This window comes from Zhihengliuella halotolerans (assembly GCF_004217565.1).
Lineage (GTDB): Bacteria > Actinomycetota > Actinomycetes > Actinomycetales > Micrococcaceae > Zhihengliuella > Zhihengliuella halotolerans.
Genome location: NZ_SHLA01000001.1, coordinates 747,721 through 767,596, shown reverse-complemented (window position 1 = coordinate 767,596; position 19,876 = coordinate 747,721). Strand labels below are relative to the sequence as shown.

Sequence of the window (19,876 nt, the reverse complement as noted above, 5' to 3'; positions counted from 1 at the left end):
TCCCCTTTTTTGCGTCAGCGGTCTGTGGCCTACCTCGTCCGCACCAGGATGGTGCCGCGCACTCGGTCATGCCATCCGCGCTGGTTCTTGTCCGAGACGAAGGCGGGGACGACGAGGCAGACGAGCAGAGTCCTGATCACGCCGTCGAGCGGGCGGATGGGCGAACCGTCGAGCCGCTGGACCTGCATACCCATCACGCGATGCCCCACCGAATGGCCCGTCACGCTGACGAAGAGCAGAGTCGACGCGGCGAATATCGCGAGGTTGGCGAACGCGTCGCCATCGAAGAAGATGAACGAGACCAGCATCGACAGGCCCCAGTCGATGCAGATCGCTACTAGTCGGGGGCCGATCCTCGCGATACTGCCCGGTCCAGATTCCGGACGCCCGAGCGCCTTGCCGGGCCATTCGTCGTCGTGCAGCTGCGGGGGCCCTTCGAGCCACGATCCAAAGTCTCTTCTATCCACGGTTCTAGGCTATCGCGCCCGGATGAGAACCCATCTCTCGCGCCCCGAAATCACCGGCGATCGCGACTCACGTAACACCCCGGAAACAGTTGCGTCACCAACGAGTAACGACGAATAGTTAGGGTTGCTACTAATCTCGGGGACAAAACGTCCGAGACGTCGGGCCCCGCTTGCCCACGCTGAAAGCACACCAAGGAGCAGTTCTAGATGTTCAAGAATCCGGACGAAGTCCTCAAGTACATTGCCGACGAAGACGTGAAGTTCGTCGACATTCGATTCACCGACCTGCCGGGTGTGCAGCAGCACTTCAACGTCCCGGCCAAGACGGTTGACGCCGACTTCTTCGTCAACGGCCAGCTGTTCGACGGCTCCTCCATCCGCGGCTTCCAGGGCATCGCCGAATCCGACATGCAGCTGATTCCGGACGTGACCACCGCATTCATCGATCCCTTCCGTGTCGAGAAGACCCTCGCGATGAACTTCTCCATCATCAACCCGCGCTCCGGTGAGCCGTACCACCGTGACCCGCGCGGCGTGGCCGAGCGCGCCGAGGCCTACCTCGCATCGACGGGCATCGCCGACACGGCATTCTTCGCCCCCGAAGCCGAGTTCTTCATCTTCGAAAACGTCCAGTACGAGTCCTCCCCGCAGGGCTCCTTCTACAAGGTCGACTCCGACGAGGCCGCTTGGAACACGGGCCGCGCCGAGGCCGGCGGAAACCTGGGCCACAAGACGCCGTTCAAGGGCGGCTACTTCCCGGTCGCCCCGATCGACAAGCAGGCCGACCTCCGCGACGCCATCTGCGTCGAGCTGGACGCGGCGGGCCTCGAGGTCGAGCGCAGCCACCACGAGGTGGGCGGCGCCGGTCAGGCCGAGATCAACTACCGCTTCAACACGCTCACCCACGCGGCTGACGACATCCTGAAGTTCAAGTACATCGTCAAGAACGTCGCCGACGCCTTCGGCAAGACCGCAACGTTCATGCCGAAGCCGATCTTCAACGAGAACGGCTCCGGCATGCACTGCCACCAGTCGCTGTGGTCCAACGGCGACCCGCTGTTCTACGACGAGAAGGGCTACGCCGGTCTCTCGGATCTGGCCCGCTGGTACATCGGCGGCCTGCTCAAGCACGCCTCGGCCGTCCTGGCCTTCACCAACCCGACGGTGAACTCCTACAAGCGCCTGGTCAAGGGCTTCGAAGCGCCGGTCAACATGGTGTATTCGCAGGGCAACCGCTCCGCAGGCATCCGCATCCCGATCACGGGCTCGAACCCGAAGGCCAAGCGCATCGAATTCCGCGCTCCGGACCCCTCGTCGAACCCGTACCTGGCCTTCGCCGTCCAGCTGATGGCGGGCCTCGACGGCATCAAGAACCGTATCGAGCCGGCCGCGCCGATCGACAAGGACCTCTACGAGCTTCCGGCCGAGGAGGCCGCGGGCATCCAGATCGCCCCGGGTTCACTGGAAGAGGCGCTTGTCGCGCTCGAGGAGGACTACGAGTTCCTGCTCGCCGGCGACGTCTTCACCGAAGACCTGATCACCGCGTGGATCGACTACAAGCGCGAGAACGAGATCAAGCCGCTCTCGCTGCGCCCGAACCCGTACGAGTTCGAGCTCTACTTCAGCTGCTAACGGCCGGCCCCCGAAACAGGGGTGCGGCGGCCAGCATCGGGCTCCGCCCCGCACAAAGAGTCCGCACGAGCAACCATCACTTCGGTGCTGGCCGCACGTGCGGACTCTTGTGTGTGCAGGCAGGTACGACAGCGGGCCGTCACCCGTTCGGGTGACGGCCCGTCGTCATACCGGGTCAGGACGAGGAGGCGTTCTCGCGCTCCCCGGTCACAGTATCGGCCGTGGCCGGAACTGCTTCCTGCTCGTCGGTGCCGGCCTCCATCGTGTGGATCTCGAAGGGCTCGCCGTCGTACCTGTCCACGGCCGTGGCGACCGTGTCCGCGAGCACCTGGCGGGCCAGCTGGCCCTGCAGGACCACTGCGTCCTGAGAGAGGTCCTTCCAGAGCGAGACGCAGAGCAGCAGCATCACGATCAGGAACGGCAGGGACGAGACGATGGTGATGTTCTTGAGCCCGGTGAGCGCCGCGGCGGGTTCGTCGCCGCCAGCCAGGAGCATCGCGGCCGCAACCGCACCCACGGCCACGCCCCAGAAGATGACGATGCGGCGGCTCGGCTCCGTGGACCCGTTCTCCGAGAGGGTGCCCATCACGATCGAGGCCGAGTCGGCGCTCGTCACGAAGAAGATCCCGATCAGCACGACCGCGACGATCATCATCGTCACCGAGAGCCAGCCGGGCACCTGCAGGTGCAGCATGAAGTCGAACAGCGCGGTGTCGAAGTTGAGGTCCGGTGCGCCCTCGACCAGATTGACGATGGGTTCGACGACGCCGCCGGAGGCCTCGGCGCGCTGCTGGATGCCGATCGCTCCGCCGCCCATGACGGAGAACCAGATCAGCGAGATCACGGTCGGGACGAAGAGCACGCCGGTGACGAACTGCCGGATCGTGCGGCCGCGGGAGATGCGGGCGATGAAGAGGCCCACGAACGGCGTCCACGAGACCCACCACGCCCAGTAGAAGATCGTCCAGGACGACATCCACGCTTCGAGCTCGGCCCCGCCGGAAGCCGCCGTCCGCGACGCCATATGCGGCAGGTCGGCGATGAAGGAGCCCAGCGCGTTCGGCAGGACGTTCAGGATGAACAGGGTCGGGCCGCCGATGAAGACGAGGACGGCTAACAGGATCGCCAGGACCATGTTGATGTTGGACAGCGCCTGGATGCCCTTCGCGATACCGGAGGCCGCCGACGCGACGAACCCGGCGGTGAGGACCGCGATGATGACGACCAACGTCGTCGTGCCGATGGATTCCATCAGGCCGACGGACTGGATGCCGCCGCCGATCTGAATGGCCCCGAGGCCGAGCGAGCAGGCCGATCCGAAGAGGGTCGCGAGGATGGCGAGGATGTTGATGACCTTGCCGCCGACCCCGTCGACGGCTTTCTGGCCGAAGAGCGGGACGAACATCGAGGAGAACAGCTGGCGCCGGCCGAGGCGGAAGGTGCCGTAGGCGAGGCCGAGGCCGACGATCGCGTACATGGCCCACGGGTACAGGCCCCAGTGGAACATCGTGGTGCCCATCGCGGTCAGCATGGCTTCGGAGGTCTGGGCGTCGACGGTCCGCGGTGGCGGCGCCATGTAGTACCAGAGCGGCTCGGCCACGCCGTAGAAGACCAGTCCGATGCCCATGCCGGAGGCGAACATCATGGCGATCCACGAGGAGGTCCGGAACTCCGGCACCTCGTCGTCTTTGCCGAGCCGGATCGTGCCGAACTTGCTCGCGGCGACCACGATCACGAAGATCAGGAAGAACGAGGCGGCGATGACGAAAAGCCAGCCGAAGTTGCTGATGGTCCCGGTCAGTAGATCACCGGCGACGGCGCTGAGTCCTTCCGGGGAGACGAATCCCCAGACGACGAAGGCGAGCGCCAGGACGCCGGCGACGCCGAAGATGACCCTGTCGAGGCCCTGTTCGCCGTGGGGACGCTGCTTGCGCGTGGTGACCTTGTGCAGTGCTTGGAGTAGGTCTCGTGTCGATTCAGGTGTGCTCATAATTCGGTGCGGCCGGCTTCACTCTCAGCATTCGCCCGCCGCAGTTCCTTCCACATTCGGTGGGCTGAGGGCATAACGTCTCCACCCTACCGAATTCACAACATCCTTCAGATATCGGATGTGTCATGTGCCACACTCGGGGCTAGTGGAACCCGTAGAACTCCCGCTCGAACACCTGGCGCGCCAGCCGGGTCGCTTTCCGGTAATCCTCCTCGAGGTGCCCGCCGCCGCCCTGCTCGTAGCCGCACCAGCGTCCCACCGCCTCGAGGTCCTGCCAGCTGCGGGGCAGCACATCGGAAGGCCTGCCGGTCGCGATGAGCGTGGCACTGCGGACGCGAGTCGCGAGCCTCCACGCGGCGTCGAGCAATTCCGCGTCCTCGCGCTCCAGCAAGCCGGCGTCGGCGATCGCCCGCAGCGCCGGCAGCGTCGACGGGGTCTGCAGTGCCGGGTGCTCCCCCGCGTGTTCCATCTGGATGATCTGGACGAGCCATTCGACATCGCTGAGACCGCCCCGGCCGAGCTTGACGTGCAGGGCGGGGTCGGCGCCACGCGGCAGCCGCTCTGCCTCGACGCGGGCCTTGATCCGGCGGACCTCCCTCCGATCGTCTTCGCTCAAGCCCGTCCCGTAGCGGACGTGGTCGACGACCTCCATGAACTCCGCCGCGAGGGCCTCGTCGCCGGCCATCGGTCGCGCGCGCAGCAGCGCTTGACGCTCCCACACGAGCGCCCACTTGCGGTAGTACTCGCGATAGGCGTCGAGCGAGCGCACAAGTGCGCCCTGCTTGCCCTCGGGCCGGAGCGCGGCGTCGACGGTCAGCTTGATCTCGGCGGGAACGGCGGGCTTGAGCGGCGCCGTCAGGAGCTGGCTGATGCGGGTCACGATCCGCGTGGCCTGCTCCTGGGCCGCCTGCCCGTCGGCCCCGTCACGCGTCCGGTGCACGAACATGACGTCTGCGTCCGAACCGTAGCCGATCTCCTGCCCGCCTTGGCGCCCCATCGCGATGACGACGACGTCGGTGATCAGCTCGCGCTGATCGCTCTCCTCCTTCTCAGCGACCGTCAGCGCCGCCTGAACGCAGGCGCCGTCGGCATTGGACAGGGAGGCCCCCACCTCTTCGACGTCGATCAGTCCGGCCCCCTCGGCCAGCGCGGTGCGGAGCATCTCGCGGCGGCGGTTGATCCGCACGAGCCGCATCCCCGATTCCGAGTTGTTGTGCCTGCGCAGCTTCGCCGCGTTTTCGCGCAGCAGCTGTTCAGCTGGCATCGGCTTGAGCTCGTCGTCACTGCCGAGCCAGGCCACCGACTCCGACGAGACCTCCAACCAGTCGGTGAGTAGCCGCGAGGACGAAAGGATGCGACAGAGCCGTTCAGCGGCCGCATTCGAGTCGCGCAGCAGCCCCAGATACCAGGGACTCTCCCCCAGTCGCTCGCTGATGCGGCGGAAACCCAGCAGTCCGGCGTCGGGGCTGGCACCCTCGGCGATCCAGCCCAGCAGGATCGGCAGCAGCTGCCGCTGCAGGGACGCGCGGCGGCTCACCCCGGCCGTCAGGGCCTCGATGTGGCGCATCGCCCCCTGCGGGTCGAGGTAGCCGAGTGCAGCGAGCCGCGCCTGTGCAGCCTCCGGGCTCAGTTTGACCTCATCGGTGCTGAGGTTCGCCGCCGTCGCGAGCAGAGGGCGGTAGAAGATGCGTTCGTGCAGGGACTTGACCTGACGCTTCGTCTGCTGCCACCGATCCATCAGGAGCTCAGCACTGTGCCGCTTCGCGGCAGACGGCGGCTGGGCGGCACGCGCCAACGCGCGTCGCGCCGAATCCTTGGTCGGCATCAGGTGGGTTCGGCGCAGGTGCACGAGCTGGATCCGGTGCTCGAGAACACGCAGGTACCGATACGCGCTGTCGAAGTCGATGGCGTCGGTACGCCCGATGTAGCCGGCCTCGCTCAAGTCGCGGATCGCGCCGGTGGTATCCCGCACGCGCACGCTCACGTCGGCGCGGCCGTGCACGAGCTGCAGCAGCTGCACCGTGAACTCGACGTCGCGCAACCCGCCGGGCCCCAGTTTGATCTGCCGGGCCACCTCCTGCTGGGGGATGTTCTCGGTCACGCGCCGCCGCATTCCCTGGACGGACTCGACGAACCCGTCGCGTTCGGAACAGGACCAGATCATGGGCGCCACGGCCGCCTCGTAGTCCCGGCCGAGTGCGGCGTCGCCGGCGAGGTGGCGCGCCTTCAGCAGCGCCTGGAATTCCCAGCTCTGCGCCCACCGCTCGTAGTAAGTGATGTGCGAGTCCAGCGTCCTCGACAGGGCCCCGTCCTTGCCCTCCGGCCGCAGGTTCGGGTCGACTTCCCACAAGCCGGGCTCCATGCCGGAGGATCCGACGATCTGGGACATCGCACTCGCCAGGGCGGCGGCGATCCCGGCAGCGTCCGACTCCTCGAGCCCCTCCGCCTCGTGCACGTAGATCACGTCCACGTCCGAGATGTAGTTCAGCTCCCGCGCGCCGCACTTGCCCATGCCGATGACGCTCAGGCGCACCTTGGCGACGTCGTCGGGCGCGTAGTGCTGCGCGAGGTCGGCGCGCGCGACCGCGAGCGCTGCCTCGATCGCCGCCGCTGCGGCGTCTGCTAGCTCGGCGCCGACCGACGGCATGACGGCGAGCGGATCTGCCGCGTTGAGGTCACGCAGCGCAATCCTCACGATCTCAGCCCGGTAGGCCACACGCAGCGCCTGCGCGCCCTCCGGCCCCGCCGTCCCCGCCACCCATTGCCCGTCGGGCCCATCGGCCCCGACAGATTCAAGCGCACGACGACGCAGCTCCCCCGCCGATTGCTGGCCGCAGGCGGCATCGTCGAGTCGCAGGAGCGACAACTGGTCCGGATGGCGCAGCAGGAACTCCGTCAGCGCCTCGGACGCACCCAGCAGGCGGAAGAGCCGCGGCCGGATCCGCGCGTCGGCGACGAAGCCGGTCACGTCAGGGCATCGTTCGGCCAGCCGGACCAGGCTCAGCAGCGCCTGATCCGGGTCGGCGGCCGTCGAAAGCCCCTCCAGCAGGTGGGCTGGATCGCACGGCGCCAGCTCCGGGGCCCCGAGGAATGTGCGGGCGCGCTCGACGTCGTCGAACCCGGCGGTGATGAAGTCGCGAGTCGTGAACACGACGCTAGAGGATGCCGAGGTACCGGTTGATCTCGAACGGCGAGACGTTCTGGCGATAGGCCGACCACTCGTCGCGCTTGTTGCGCAGGAACGAGTCGAAGACCTGCTCGCCGAGGACCTCGGCGACGAGTTCGGAATCCTCCATGACGCGGATGGCGTCGTGCAGGCTGCCCGGCAACGGGTTGTGCCCCAGGGCCCGGCGTTCTGCGTTGGAGAGGCTCCAGACGTCGTCCTCAGCAGCTTCGGGCAGCTCGTAGCCCTCCTGGATGCCCTTCAGACCGGCGCCGAGCAGAACCGAGTACGCCAGGTACGGATTCGCGGCGGAGTCGATGCCGCGGTACTCGATGCGCGCGGACTGGCCCTTGTTGGGCTTGTAGAGGGGCACGCGCACCAGCGCGGACCGGTTGTTGTGGCCCCATGCCAGGTGGCTCGGGGCCTCGCCCCCGCCCCAGAGTCGCTTGTAGGAGTTCACGAACTGGTTCGTGATGGCGGTGAACTCCGGCGCGTGATGCAGGATCCCGGCGATGAACTGGCGCGCCGTCTGCGAGAGCTGGTATTCGTTGCCGGCCTCGAAGAAGGCGTTGGTGTCGCCCTCGAAGAGCGAGAAGTGCGTGTGCATGCCGGACCCGGCGTGCTCGGAGAACGGCTTCGGCATGAACGTCGCGTAGATGCCCTGCTGCAGGGCCACCTCCTTGACGACTGTCCGGAACGTCATGATGTTGTCTGCGGTCTGCAGGGCGTCGGCGTAGCGCAGGTCGATCTCGTTCTGGCCGGGGCCATTCTCGTGGTGGCTGAACTCCACCGAGATGCCGACGGCCTCGAGCATCGTGACGGCCTTGCGGCGGAAGTCCTGGGCGACGCCACCGGTCACGTGGTCGAAGTAGCCGCCGTGGTCGACCGGGATGGGGTTCCCGGCGGCGTCGAGCTCGTCCGACTCGAGCAGGTAGAACTCGACCTCGGGGTGCGTGTAGCACGTGAAGCCCATGTCCGCGGCCTGCGCGAGCTGCCGCTTGAGCACCTGGCGGGAATCCGCCGGTGATGGCGTGCCGTCCGGGGTCAGAATGTCGCAAAACATGCGGCTCGTCGGCTCGACCTGCCCGCGCCAGGGCAGGATCTGGAACGTCGAGGGATCCGGCTGGAGCAGCATGTCGGACTCGTAGATCCGCGAGAGCCCCTCGATCGACGAACCGTCGAATCCGAGCCCCTCTTCGAAGGCCCCCTCGACCTCGGCGGGAGCCAAGGCCACAGACTTCAGCGAGCCGACGACGTCGGTGAACCACAACCGCACGAAGCGGACGTCGCGCTCTTCAATCGTCCTCAGCACAAATTCCTGCTGACGGTCCACTTGGGTCTCCTTCCACGTCGACGCCGTCGTCACGACGTCGGCCTACTTGGCATTTCCCCGACGGGCTCGGCAGTGGCCCGACCTCGTCGGAGCATCCCGCTCCGCAAGGCATGTCAGTGCCACTCTACTCGTCGGCCCCCAGTATGCCGTGCACACATGACAAGGTCGTTTCGTCACCGCGAACGGGCACCGCCGCGGCCCTGAGGCGGTGGTTGGAGGCCGCTTCCGGCAGCGCCCGCGGCCGGGTGAATTAGGCTGGGTCCATGAGTTCTGAGCAGAGAGCACCGTACGCCAACTCCGCCGCGGAAGCCGATGAGGCCCCCTCGGCGACGACGCCAGCGAAGATCCGCACCCACCACCTGGCCCAGGCCAAGGCGGAGGGGCGCAGGTTCTCGATGCTGACCGCGTACGACACGCTCATGGCCGAGGTGTTCGACGAGGCCGGCGTGGAGACGCTACTCGTCGGCGACTCCGCCGCCAACAACGTGATGGGCCACGCCACGACCCTGCCGATCACCCTCGACGAGATGATCGTCTTCGCCAAGTCCGTCGTCTCCGGCGCCAAACGCGCGCTCGTCGTCGTCGATCTGCCGTTCGGCTCCTACGAGGCCTCCGTCGAGCAAGCCGTGACGACCGGTGTGCGCCTCATGAAGGAATCGGGCGTGCACGCCGTGAAGCTCGAGGGGGGCGCCTACTACGCCGACCACGTGCGGGCGCTGACCGCCGCCGGCGTGCCCGTCATCGGCCACATCGGGTTCACCCCGCAGAGTGAACACGCCCTCGGCGGCTATCGCGTCCAGGGCCGCGGCGACGCCGCCCAGGCGCTCATCGAGGACGCGCTGGCGCTCGAAGCAGCCGGCGCGTTCTGCGTGCTCATGGAGATGGTGCCCGCGGCAGCCGCCGCCCGCGTGGACGAGGCGCTGTCCGTCCCGACGATCGGCATCGGCGCCGGCAACGCCACGACGGGCCAGGTCCTCGTCTGGCAGGACCTGCTCGGCCTGCGCCGGGGCCGCCTGCCGCGCTTCGTGAAGCAGTATGCGGACCTGCGCTCCGTGGTGCACGACGCCGTCACCGCCTATCGCTCAGATGTCGCCTCGGGCGCATTTCCCGACACGGAGCACTCGTTCTAGCAGCAGTTCATGTAAGCTCCATCACTGACGGCGGCCTCGTCGTCGCCAACGGCGTCCTGCTGCTCTTCGGCTGGCGGGTCACGACGCCGGACCGGTAGCCACCGGCGGGTCCACTCGCCAGGTGTCCTTCCCCTTGTGTATTCCGCGTTGCGATGGTGCTCGCGCCACCAAACTTGACCGCAACGCTACTCGCCCGCGCGCGAGCCGCATGGATAGGATCGGAACTATGGCCATCTCCACCGCTCCCACAGGACAACTGACCCCCGGCACACCCACGCCGATCCGCACCGTTCCGACGTCGATCCGCCGACCCGAGTACGTCGGCAAGCCGGCGCCGGCCGAGTACGAAGGCTCCGACGTCTACGACGCCGAGACGATCGAGAAGATCCGTCACGCCTCGAAGATCGCCGCCGGCGCCCTCGACGCGGTCGGCCGCGCGGTCGCCCCGGGCGTCACGACCGACGAACTGGACCGCATCGGGCACGAATTCCTGCTCGATCACCACGCCTACCCCTCGACGTTGGGGTACCGCGGCTTCCCGAAGAGCACGTGCACGTCGATCAACGAGGTCATCTGCCACGGCATCCCGGACACGACCCGGCTCGAGGACGGCGACATCGTCAACGTCGATATCACGGCCTTCGTCGACGGGGTGCACGGCGACACCAACCGCACCTTCTTGTCCGGCGACGTCGACGACGACTCGCGACTGCTCGTGGAACGTACCGAGGAATCCCTGCGCCGCGCGATCAAGGCGGTGGCTCCGGGACGCGAGATCAACGTCATCGGACGGACGATCACCTCGTACGCCAAACGCTTCGGCTACGGCGTCGTCCGCGACTTCACCGGCCACGGCGTCGGCAAGGCGTTCCACACCGGACTCATCATCCCGCACTACGACGCCGCCCCTGCCTACAACCAGCAGATCGAGCCAGGCATGGTGTTCACGATCGAACCGATGCTCACGCTCGGGACGACCGAGTGGGAGATGTGGGAGGACGGCTGGACAGCCGTGACCCGCGACCGCAAGCGCACCGCCCAGTTCGAGCACACGCTCGTCGTCACGGAATCGGGCGCCGAGGTACTGACCGTCCCGTAGGGGATTTTCGCTCGAAAGGAACTCCCGCCGGCTACGGCGGGACCAACCAGAGGAATCAGATGGCCAAGGACACCAAGAAGGACAAGCCGACGACGGCGATCGGCGTCGACATCGGCGGCACCGGCATGAAGGGCGGCATCGTCGACCTGAAGCGGGGCAAACTCATCGGCGACCGGTTCCGGATCCCGACGCCCAAGCCCTCGACGCCCGAGGCTGTCGCGGAGGTGCTCGCCGAGATCGTCGAGGAGTTGATGAAGCGCGACGAGGCCCCCGCAGCGGACACGCCCATCGGCGCGGCCTTCCCCGCCATCATCGACGAGGGTGTCGCACGTTCGGCCGCCAACATCGACGACTCGTGGATCGATGCCGACGTCGACCGCATCTTCACGGAGCGCCTCGGCCGAGACGTGCACGTCATCAACGACGCCGACGCCGCGGGTCTCGCCGAGGCACGCTACGGTGCCGGCGAGAACATCGCCGGCTCAGTTCTGGCCATCACGCTGGGCACGGGCATCGGTTCCGCGATGCTCTACGACGGGCAGCTGATCCCCAACTTCGAGCTCGGCCACCTCGAGCTGGACGGGCACGGCGCGGAGACCCGTGCTTCCGCCGCGGCGCGCGAGCGCGAGGACCTGCCCTGGGATGAATACGCCCAGCGCCTGCAACGCTACTTCTCCCATGTCGAGTTCCTGTTCTCGCCGAAACTGTTCATTGTCGGCGGCGGGATCTCCAAGCGCAGCGAGGACTACCTGCCGCTGCTGAATCTGCGCACACCGATCGTCACGGCGAAGCTAAAGAACAACGCCGGAATCGTCGGAGCCGGCCTGCAGGCCGCGCTGCACTTCAAGCTCGTCAAGTAGGTCGCGGGCCGGTCGAAAAGTACCGGTGGCGGTCTCGGCTTCCCCTCCGAGACCACCACCGGATTTTTCTTGCCGCCGAACGGTCCTGCACCGCCGGCGGAGCCTGTGATTCAGTCGGCCGTCAGCGGCCGCTGGATGCCCATGGGCGTGTCCGGGCTTTCGGCGCGGAGCTTCGCGATGGACGCCTCGAAGTCCTCGAGGGACTCGAACCCCTGGTACACGCTGGCGAAACGCAGGAACGCCACCTGATCGAGCTTCTGCAGCGGCCCGAGGATCGCGAGGCCGACCTGGTGGGCGTCGATTTCGGCGGTACCCGAAAGCCGGACGGCCTCCTCGACCTCCTGCGCCAGCACCGCCAGGTCGTCGTCCGTGACCGGTCGGCCCTGGCAGGCCTTGCGCACGCCGCTGATGACCTTGGACCGGCTGAACGGTTCCGCCACGCCGGAGCGCTTGATCACGGACAGGCTGGCGGTCTCGACGGTCGTGAACCGGCGCCCGCACTCGCCGCACTGGCGGCGGCGCCTGATCGCGGATCCGTCGTCGGCGACGCGGGAGTCGACGACACGCGAGTCGGTATTGCGGCAATACGGGCAGTGCATGTGCCGTTCCTCCTCACGCGCTACGGGCGGATTTCCGCCGGTCGACTACGTCTAGTGTAATCACAAAGCTGTCATTCCCACGTCTTGTGCCGCGGCCCGGCTACTGCCCCACCCCGCGCACGAGGACAGCGTCGCCGTGCGCCGGAAGATCCTCCGCACGCGCCAGGGCGACGACGTGCCCGGCGACGTCCGCCAGAGCCTCCTCCGAGTAGTCGATGACCTGGATCGCCTTCATGAAGGTCGCGACGTTCAGCCCCGAGGCGTAGGCGGCCGTCCCGGACGTCGGCAGCACGTGGTTGGAACCGGCGCTGTAGTCGCCGAGGCTCACGGGGCTGTACGGTCCGACGAAAACGGCCCCTGCGGCGGTCACCCGCGCCGCGGTTTCCTTCGCGTCGCGGGTGTGGATCTCGAGGTGTTCTGCCGCGTACACGTTGCACACCCGCAGCCCGGCGTCGACGTCGTCGACCAGGACGATCGCCGACTGCCGTCCCCCGAGGGCCGCGACGACCCGCTCGTGGTGCTTGGTCGTGGCGATCTGCTCGGCCAGCGCGGCGCGCACCCCGGACGCGAGGCGCTCGGAGTCGGTGATGAGCACCGCTGCCGCATTCGGATCGTGCTCGGCCTGGCTGATCATGTCGGCCGCGACGAAGGCCGGGTCGGCGCTGTCATCCGCGAGGATCGCGATCTCCGTGGGGCCGGCCTCGGCGTCGATGCCGACGACGCCCTTGACCAGCCGTTTGGCCGTGGCGACGAAGATGTTCCCCGGACCCGTGACGACGTCGACCGGTTCGATGGCGGCCGCATCGCCGGAGGCCTCGATGCCGTAGGCGAACGCGGCCACGGCCTGGGCGCCGCCCACGGCGTGCACCTCCTCGATGCCCAGCAGGTGTGCGGCCGCGAGGATCGTCGGGTGCGGCAGCCCGCCGAACTCGCGCTGCGGCGGCGAGGCCAAGGCCAGCGAGCCGACACCGGCGGCAAGCGCCGGTACAGCGTTCATGACCACGGAGCTCGGGTAGACGGCGAGCCCGCCCGGGACGTACAGGCCCACGCGGCGGACGGGTACCCAGCGCTGGGTCACCACGGCTCCGTTGCCGAACGTCGACGACGCGTCGTGCGGCCGCTGTGCAGCGGCGAAGTCGCGGGCGCGCGCGATGGACTCGTCGAGTGCGGCCCTCACCGCCGGATCGAGACCGGCGGCGGCGCGCTCCAGCTCGGCGGCGGGTACGAGGGTGGTGCTCTGCTCAACGCCGTCGAATCGCGATGCGAGCTCGGCCAGCGCGCTGAAGCCGTCCGCGCGGACACGGGCGATGGTCTCCTCGACGGCGGACGCGGCGGTGCCCGAGTCCTGCTCGGGCCGCGGCATGAGCGCCTTGAGCTCGGCGTGGGTCAGCACGTGGCCCGTCGCGCTTGCGCGCAGGTCCATGGTCCGCACGGGGGCGTCGCTGTCGGAAAGGGTCACCGGGGTCGTTGCATTCTCACTCACGTGAGCAAGTTTACGTGCGCAACCGGGCGGTCGCCGTCGTCGTACCCGCGTGTGACGCCGCGTCCGATTGGCGCTAGACGTCGAGGCAGGCGGGCCCGAGCAGGACCTTGAGGTCGCCGAACAGCGCCGGGTTGGGGTTGACCCGGAAATCCGGACCGAGACGCATCAGCTGCACGGTCCGCGTGCCCGCGAGCTTGACGCGGACCTCCGTGTTGCCCGGGTGCGTCTGCAGCACACTGCCCAGCTGCGAGACGACCTCCTCCGTGGCCTTGTGGCTGTGCATCGAGATCACAACGGGCCCGGCGAGCCCGTCCTCGCTGATCTCCGGGATCGTCATCTCCTGCGCGGAGATGCTGATCGCGCCGTCGTCGCGCCTCTGGAAACGGCCCTTGATCACGACGATGAGATCCTCGGCGAGCACGGACGCGATCGGCCCGTAGGCCTGGCCGAAGAACATGACCTCGATGGAACCCGACATGTCCTCGACCTCGCACCGCGCGTACGGGTTGCCGCTCGACTTCGCGATACGCCGCTGCAGCGAGGTGATCATGCCCGCGATTTTGACCATCTGCCCGTCATGGGGACCGTCCTCGCCGAGCAGATGGTTGACGGGCATGTCTGCATGCTGCTCGAGCACGCCGCCGAGGCCCTGCAGCGGGTGGTCGGAGACGTAGAGACCCAGCATTTCGCGCTCGAAGCCGAGCTTGTCCTTCTTCTCCCACTCGGGCAGGTCCGGGATCTCGACGGTCAGGCTGGATCCGGCGGCGTCGCCATCGAGCCCGCTGAAGAGGTCGAACTGGTTGGCTGCCTCGTTGCGCTTGAGCACGACGACAGAGTCGACGGCCTCCTCGTGGATCATCGCGAGCGCACGGCGCGCATGCCCCAGCTCGTCGAACGCCCCGGCCTTGATGAGCGACTCGATCGTGCGCTTGTTGCAGACGACGGCCGGGACCTTCTGGAGGAAGTCGCTGAACGACTCGAAGCGCCCCTTCTCCTCGCGCGCCTCAACCATGGCGTTGACGACGTTGGTGCCCACGTTGCGGATGGCGCCCATGCCGAAGCGGATGTCCTTGCCGACCGGGGTGAAGTTCAGCGCCGATTCGGAGACGTCCGGCGGCAGCACCGTGATGCCCATGCGCCGGCACTCGTTGAGGTACATGGCCAGCTTGTCCTTGTCGTCGCCGACTGAGGTCAGCAGCGCGGCCATGTACTCCGCCGGGTGGTGGGCCTTGAGATAGGCGGTCCAGTAGGAGACCAGACCGTACGCAGCCGAGTGAGCCTTGTTGAACGCGTAGTCCGAGAACGGAAGCAGGATGTCCCAGAGCGACTTGATCGCGGCCTCGGAGAAGCCGCCGTCGATCATGCCCTGGTGGAATGCCGCGTACTGCTTGTCCAGCTCCGATTTCTTCTTCTTGCCCATCGCGCGGCGCAGGATGTCGGCCTGGCCGAGCGAGTAGCCGGCAACCTTCTGCGCGATGGCCATGACCTGCTCCTGATACACGATCAGGCCGTAGGTCGTGTCGAGGATCTCCTTGAGCGGCTCCTCGAGCTCGGGGTGGATCGGCGTGACCTCCTGGAGGCCGTTCTTGCGCAGGGCGTAGTTGTTGTGCGAGTTCGCGCCCATCGGACCCGGTCGATACAGCGCGATGACGGCGGAGATGTCCTCGAAGTTGTCGGGCCGCATCAGGCGCAGCAGGGCGCGCATTGGCCCGCCGTCGAGCTGGAACACGCCGAGCGTGTCGCCGCGGGCCAGCAGCTCGTAGGAGGCACGGTCGTCCGTCTCCAGCCGCTCGAGGTCGAGGGTCTCGCCCTTGTTCGCCTGGATGTTCTCGATCGCGTCGGAGACGATCGTGAGGTTGCGCAGGCCGAGGAAGTCCATCTTGATCAGGCCGAGACCCTCGCACGTCGGGTAGTCGAACTGCGTGATGACCTGACCGTCCTGGAGGCGGCGCATGATCGGGATGACGTCGATGACGGGGTCCGAGCTCATGATCACACCGGCGGCGTGCACGCCCCACTGGCGCTTCAGGCCCTCGAGACCCTTCGCAGTCTCGAAGACGCGGGCAGCCTCCGGGTCGTTGGCGATCAGGTTGCGGAAGTCACCGGCTTCGGCGTAGCGCTGCGCCTTCGGGTCCTCGATGTCCTTGAGCGGGATGTCTTTGGCCATGACGGCCGGCGGCAGCGCTTTGGTCAGCTGCTCGCCCATGCTGAACGGGTAGCCGAGGACGCGCGAGGAGTCCTTGAGCGCCTGCTTGGTCTTGATCGAACCATAGGTGACGATCATCGCGACGCGCTCGTCGCCGTACTTCTCGGTCACGTACTTGATGACTTCGGAGCGGCGGCGATCATCGAAGTCGACGTCGAAGTCGGGCATGGACACGCGGTCCGGGTTGAGGAAGCGCTCGAAGATCAGGCCATGCTTGAGCGGGTCCAGGTCGGTGATGCGCATGGCGTAGGCGACCATGGAGCCGGCGCCGGAGCCGCGGCCCGGTCCGACACGGATCCCGTTGTCTTTGGACCAGTTGATGAAGTCGGCCACGACGAGGAAGTAGCCCGGGAATCCCATCTTGATGATGATGTCCAGCTCGTAGTCGGCCTGCCTCCGGACGTCGTCCGGGATGCCGTCCGGGTACCTGTAATGCAGGCCCTTGTCGACCTCCTTGATGAGCCAGCTGGTCTCGTCCTCGCCCTCCGGGCACGGGTACTTCGGCATGTAGTTGGCGTCCATGTCGAAGGAGACCTCGGCGCGTTCTGCGATGAGCAGCGTGTTGTCGCACGCCTCGGGCATCTCCTTGAACAACTCGCGCATCTCGCGTGGGCTCTTGACGTAGTATCCGGAACCCGAGAACGCGAAGCGGGAGCCGCCCTGGTCGTAGGTCGGCTCATTGAGCGTCGACCCCGAGTTGATGGCGAGCAGCGCCTCGTGCGCCTTCGCGTCGTGCTCGTGCGTGTAGTGCAGGTCGTTGGTGGCCAACAGCGGCAGCTGGAGCTCCTTGGCCAGCCGCAGCAGGTCCTTGGTCACGCGCCGCTCGATCTGCAGCCCGTGGTCCATGAGCTCGCAGAAGTAATTCTCGGCACCGAAGATTTCGCGGAACTCCGCCGCGGACTTCTTGGCCTCCTCGTACTGGCCGAGGCGCAGTCTGGTCTGCACCTCGCCCGAAGGGCAGCCCGTCGTGGCGATCATGCCCTCGGCGTGCTTGTTGAGCAGCTCACGGTCCCAGCGCGGGTACTTGCCCAGCGGCGAGTCCAGGGACGCTGTCGAACCGCCCTTGAAGAGGTTGCGCATGCCCGTGTTGTTGTAGCTGAGCAGCGTCATGTGCGTATAGAGACCGCCACCGGAGACGTCGTCGCCCTTCTGGGCTTCCTCGGTGCGCCACTTCACACGCGTCTTGTCGTGCCGCTCAGTGCCCGGCGTGACGTAGGCTTCGACGCCGATGATCGGCTTGATCCCGGCGCTCGTCGCCTTGTTCCAGAAGTCGAAGGCGCCGAAGAGGTAGCCGTGATCGGTCGTGGCGATGGCGTCCATGCCCAGCCGCTCCGTCTCCTTGAAGAGCTCGGGCAAGCGCGCCGCCCCGTCGAGCATCGAGTACTCGGTGTGCGTGTGCAGATGAACGAAACCGTCTTGATTAGCCACCAGAACATTCTAGAAGCCACGGGGGACGTTTGCGCACCGGGCCCGGGAAGCCGGCGCGCCAACCGCACCGAACGCCGTCGTTCCGGGCGGCGGTTTCTAGTGCAGTCCGTCGCGGAGGAGCTCGAGCGCGCCCTGCAGGTCCGCGGGATAGTCGCTGACGTACTCCACCCACTCGCCGGAAACCGGGTGCGGGAACCCCAGCCGGTGGGCGTGCAGCCACTGGCGGGTCAAACCGAGTGCGGCGGCCAGCTTCGGGTCCGCTCCGTAGGTCAGATCGCCGGCGCATGGGTGTTTCAGCGCCGAGAAGTGCACACGGATCTGGTGCGTGCGGCCGGTCTCGAGGTGGACCTCGGTCAGTGATGCACGACCGAAAGCCTCGATGACCTCGTAGTGGGTGATCGAGTCGCGGCCGTCCTCCATGACGGCGAACTTCCAGTCGTGGCCGGGGTGTCGACCGATGGGCGCGTCGATGGTCCCCTTGAGCGGGTCCGGGATCCCCTGGACCACCGTGTGGTAGACCTTCTTCGGCGTCCGGTCCCGGAACGCCTGCTTGAGCGCCGTGTAGGCGCGCTCGCTCGTGGCCACGACCATGAGGCCGGACGTGCCGACGTCGAGCCGGTGGACGATCCCCTGCCGCTCGGCCGCGCCGGACGTGCTGATCCGGTAGCCCTCGGCGGCTAGGGCGCCGACGACGGTGGGGCCGACCCATCCGGGCGATGGATGCGCGGCGACACCGACCGGTTTGTCGATGACGACGTAGTCGTCGGTCTCGGCGATGATTTTCAGTGCTTCCACGGCCTCAACTTTCACTTCCAACGGGTCCGGACGCTCCGGAACCGTGACGTGCACGCTCTCCCCCGTCGTGAGTCGACGCGACTTCGCCGCTTTCTTCTCCCCGATGAGGACATGCCCGTCTTTGCACAGCTGGGCTGCGTGGGAGCGGGAGATCCCCAGCATGTCGGCGACGAACGCGTCCACGCGGGTTCCCTCGTCGTACTCAGCGGCCTCCAGTACCGGCATTCAGGCCGCCTCGTCGTCGGTCGAACGCGCTTCTTCGGCGTCTGGACGTCGGCCGTCGAGGTTGACACCGCGGAAGATCAGCAGACAGGCGGCGATCATCGAGCACACCACGAAGGAGTCGGCGATATTGAAGACCGCGAACTTCGGAACGGCGATGAAGTCGACGACGTGGCCCATCCCGAACGAGGGTTCCCGGAAGAGCCGGTCAACCAGGTTTCCGGCGGCTCCGCCGGCAACCCCGCCGAGCGCGAGTGCCCACGGGGTGTATCGGACGCGGGAGGCGATCACCGCGATGTAGACAACGACCGCCGCCTGAAACAGTGTGAAAACCCACGTGATGTTCGTCCCGATGGAAAACGCGGCCCCCGGGTTGAGGATGTAGTGCCAGCTGAGGATCGGATCGATGACAGGGATCGTCTCGCCAAGCTCCATCGTCGACTGCACCAGCCATTTGGTGAGCTGGTCGAGCCCGAGGGCCACAGCGAAGACGACACCCATCAGGGTGAGTCGGCGCGGTGGTTTCGTGCGGGGTGCTGCTTCCACGGTGGCTGGCTCCAGTCTCGAGTACGTGCGGCGCGAGGCTCTCACGGCCGCAGTGGCTTAACGCACGATCGGCGGCCGGTAGTTCCGGCCGCCGATCGTGTTCGTTGCAGGTTAGGCGCTCTCCGCCTTGTCCGGCGCGGAGGAACCCTTCGCGTCCAGTTCGCGCAGCTGGCCCTCGATGTAGGCCTTGAGGCGACCGCGGTAGTCGCGCTCGAAGGTGCGCAGCGAGTCGACCTTCTGCTCGAGTTCGGTCTTCTGGACCTCGAGCGCATTCAGCGTCTGACGGCTCTTCTCCTCGGCCTCTGCGACCAAGGTCTTCGCCTGGGTCTGGGCCTCGGCGATGATCTTGTCGCGCTTCTGGCTGCCTTCGCTGACGTACTCGTCGTGCAGGCGCTGAGCCATCGCGAGAACACCAGCGGCGGACTCCGCAGAGCCTGCTGCCGGGGCAGCGGCAGCTGCCGGTGCGGCAGGAGCTGCTGCAGCCGTCTTCTTCGGCTCGGCGGCGGGCGCTGCCTCCGCAGGCTTCTCGGCCTTCTCCTCGACCACGGCCTTCTTGTCGGCCTTGGCCTCCGGCTTGTCCTCGGTCTTTTCCTCGACCTTGCCCGCCGGGGCGGCTGCGACCGGCGCCGGAACGGCTGCGGTCTCGGCGCCATCGCCGGACTCGAATTCGGCTACGCGACGACGGAGCTCGTCGTTCTCCTGATTCAGGCGACGCAGCTCGACGACGATCTCGTCAAGAAAATCGTCAACCTCATCCTGATCGTAGCCCTCACGGAACTTGGTCGGCTGGAATCGTTTGTTGACAACGTCTTCTGGCGTGAGCGCCATCTGGTCACCTCAATACTTAGGTCTCTCCCGGCGGCAGTGTTTCCTGCCGGGCGGCTTGTCACATGCGTTGCTCCGGAAGCTGGGCTCCGGGGCAC

At 67.1% G+C, this 19,876-nt stretch carries 14 protein-coding genes; 4 read left to right on the top strand and 10 right to left on the bottom strand.

Going from position 1 to position 19,876, the window contains the following annotated elements; all coding sequences use genetic code 11:
* Positions 1-29 precede the first annotated feature (29 nt).
* Positions 30-467, bottom strand: coding sequence for an RDD family protein (locus EV380_RS03390; protein WP_102161595.1), 438 nt, complete (start codon positions 465-467; stop codon positions 30-32).
* A 207-nt stretch (positions 468-674) separates the two neighbouring features.
* Between EV380_RS03390 and glnA (EV380_RS03385) the strand changes: the two genes are divergently transcribed.
* Positions 675-2,099: a type I glutamate--ammonia ligase gene (glnA, locus tag EV380_RS03385; RefSeq protein ID WP_102161597.1), complete on the top strand. Its 1,425-nt coding sequence runs from the start codon at positions 675-677 to the stop codon at positions 2,097-2,099.
* A gap of 175 nt (positions 2,100-2,274) precedes the next feature.
* On the opposite strand, the gene EV380_RS03380 is transcribed toward glnA (EV380_RS03385), so the two are convergent.
* From EV380_RS03380 to glnA (EV380_RS03370), 3 genes are all read right to left on the bottom strand, one after another.
* Complete coding sequence (locus tag EV380_RS03380) at positions 2,275-4,089, bottom strand: BCCT family transporter (RefSeq protein ID WP_130449348.1); 1,815 nt, start codon at positions 4,087-4,089, stop codon at positions 2,275-2,277.
* A gap of 142 nt (positions 4,090-4,231) precedes the next feature.
* Positions 4,232-7,240: a bifunctional [glutamine synthetase] adenylyltransferase/[glutamine synthetase]-adenylyl-L-tyrosine phosphorylase gene (locus EV380_RS03375; protein WP_130449346.1), complete on the bottom strand. Its 3,009-nt coding sequence runs from the start codon at positions 7,238-7,240 to the stop codon at positions 4,232-4,234.
* Between the two features lie 4 nt (positions 7,241-7,244).
* Positions 7,245-8,585, bottom strand: coding sequence for a type I glutamate--ammonia ligase (glnA, locus tag EV380_RS03370; protein WP_130449344.1), 1,341 nt, complete (start codon positions 8,583-8,585; stop codon positions 7,245-7,247).
* Positions 8,586-8,848: 263 nt separating this feature from the next.
* Between glnA (EV380_RS03370) and panB the strand changes: the two genes are divergently transcribed.
* From panB to ppgK, 3 genes are all read left to right on the top strand, one after another.
* Complete coding sequence (gene panB / locus EV380_RS03365; RefSeq protein ID WP_130449342.1) at positions 8,849-9,715, top strand: 3-methyl-2-oxobutanoate hydroxymethyltransferase; 867 nt, start codon at positions 8,849-8,851, stop codon at positions 9,713-9,715.
* Positions 9,716-9,941: 226 nt separating this feature from the next.
* Positions 9,942-10,814 (top strand): type I methionyl aminopeptidase, encoded by an 873-nt coding sequence (map, locus tag EV380_RS03360; RefSeq protein ID WP_423219017.1) that lies wholly within the window; start codon positions 9,942-9,944, stop codon positions 10,812-10,814.
* Between the two features lie 59 nt (positions 10,815-10,873).
* Complete coding sequence (gene ppgK, locus EV380_RS03355; protein ID WP_102161608.1) at positions 10,874-11,674, top strand: polyphosphate--glucose phosphotransferase; 801 nt, start codon at positions 10,874-10,876, stop codon at positions 11,672-11,674.
* Between the two features lie 110 nt (positions 11,675-11,784).
* On the opposite strand, the gene nrdR is transcribed toward ppgK, so the two are convergent.
* From nrdR to EV380_RS03325, 6 genes are all read right to left on the bottom strand, one after another.
* Positions 11,785-12,273, bottom strand: a complete 489-nt coding sequence (gene nrdR, locus EV380_RS03350; protein WP_130449340.1) for a transcriptional regulator NrdR — start codon at positions 12,271-12,273, stop codon at positions 11,785-11,787.
* 100 nt (positions 12,274-12,373) lie between these two features.
* Complete coding sequence (hisD, locus tag EV380_RS03345) at positions 12,374-13,696, bottom strand: histidinol dehydrogenase (protein WP_130452078.1); 1,323 nt, start codon at positions 13,694-13,696, stop codon at positions 12,374-12,376.
* A gap of 133 nt (positions 13,697-13,829) precedes the next feature.
* Positions 13,830-17,390, bottom strand: coding sequence for a DNA polymerase III subunit alpha (gene dnaE / locus EV380_RS03340; protein ID WP_423219016.1), 3,561 nt, complete (start codon positions 17,388-17,390; stop codon positions 13,830-13,832).
* A gap of 96 nt (positions 17,391-17,486) precedes the next feature.
* Complete coding sequence (locus EV380_RS03335) at positions 17,487-18,410, bottom strand: RluA family pseudouridine synthase (RefSeq protein WP_130449336.1); 924 nt, start codon at positions 18,408-18,410, stop codon at positions 17,487-17,489.
* Positions 18,411-18,908, bottom strand: a complete 498-nt coding sequence (lspA, locus tag EV380_RS03330) for a signal peptidase II (protein WP_102161616.1) — start codon at positions 18,906-18,908, stop codon at positions 18,411-18,413.
* Positions 18,909-19,064: 156 nt separating this feature from the next.
* Positions 19,065-19,781, bottom strand: a complete 717-nt coding sequence (locus tag EV380_RS03325) for a DivIVA domain-containing protein (RefSeq protein ID WP_102161618.1) — start codon at positions 19,779-19,781, stop codon at positions 19,065-19,067.
* Between the last annotated feature and the right edge of the window lie 95 nt (positions 19,782-19,876).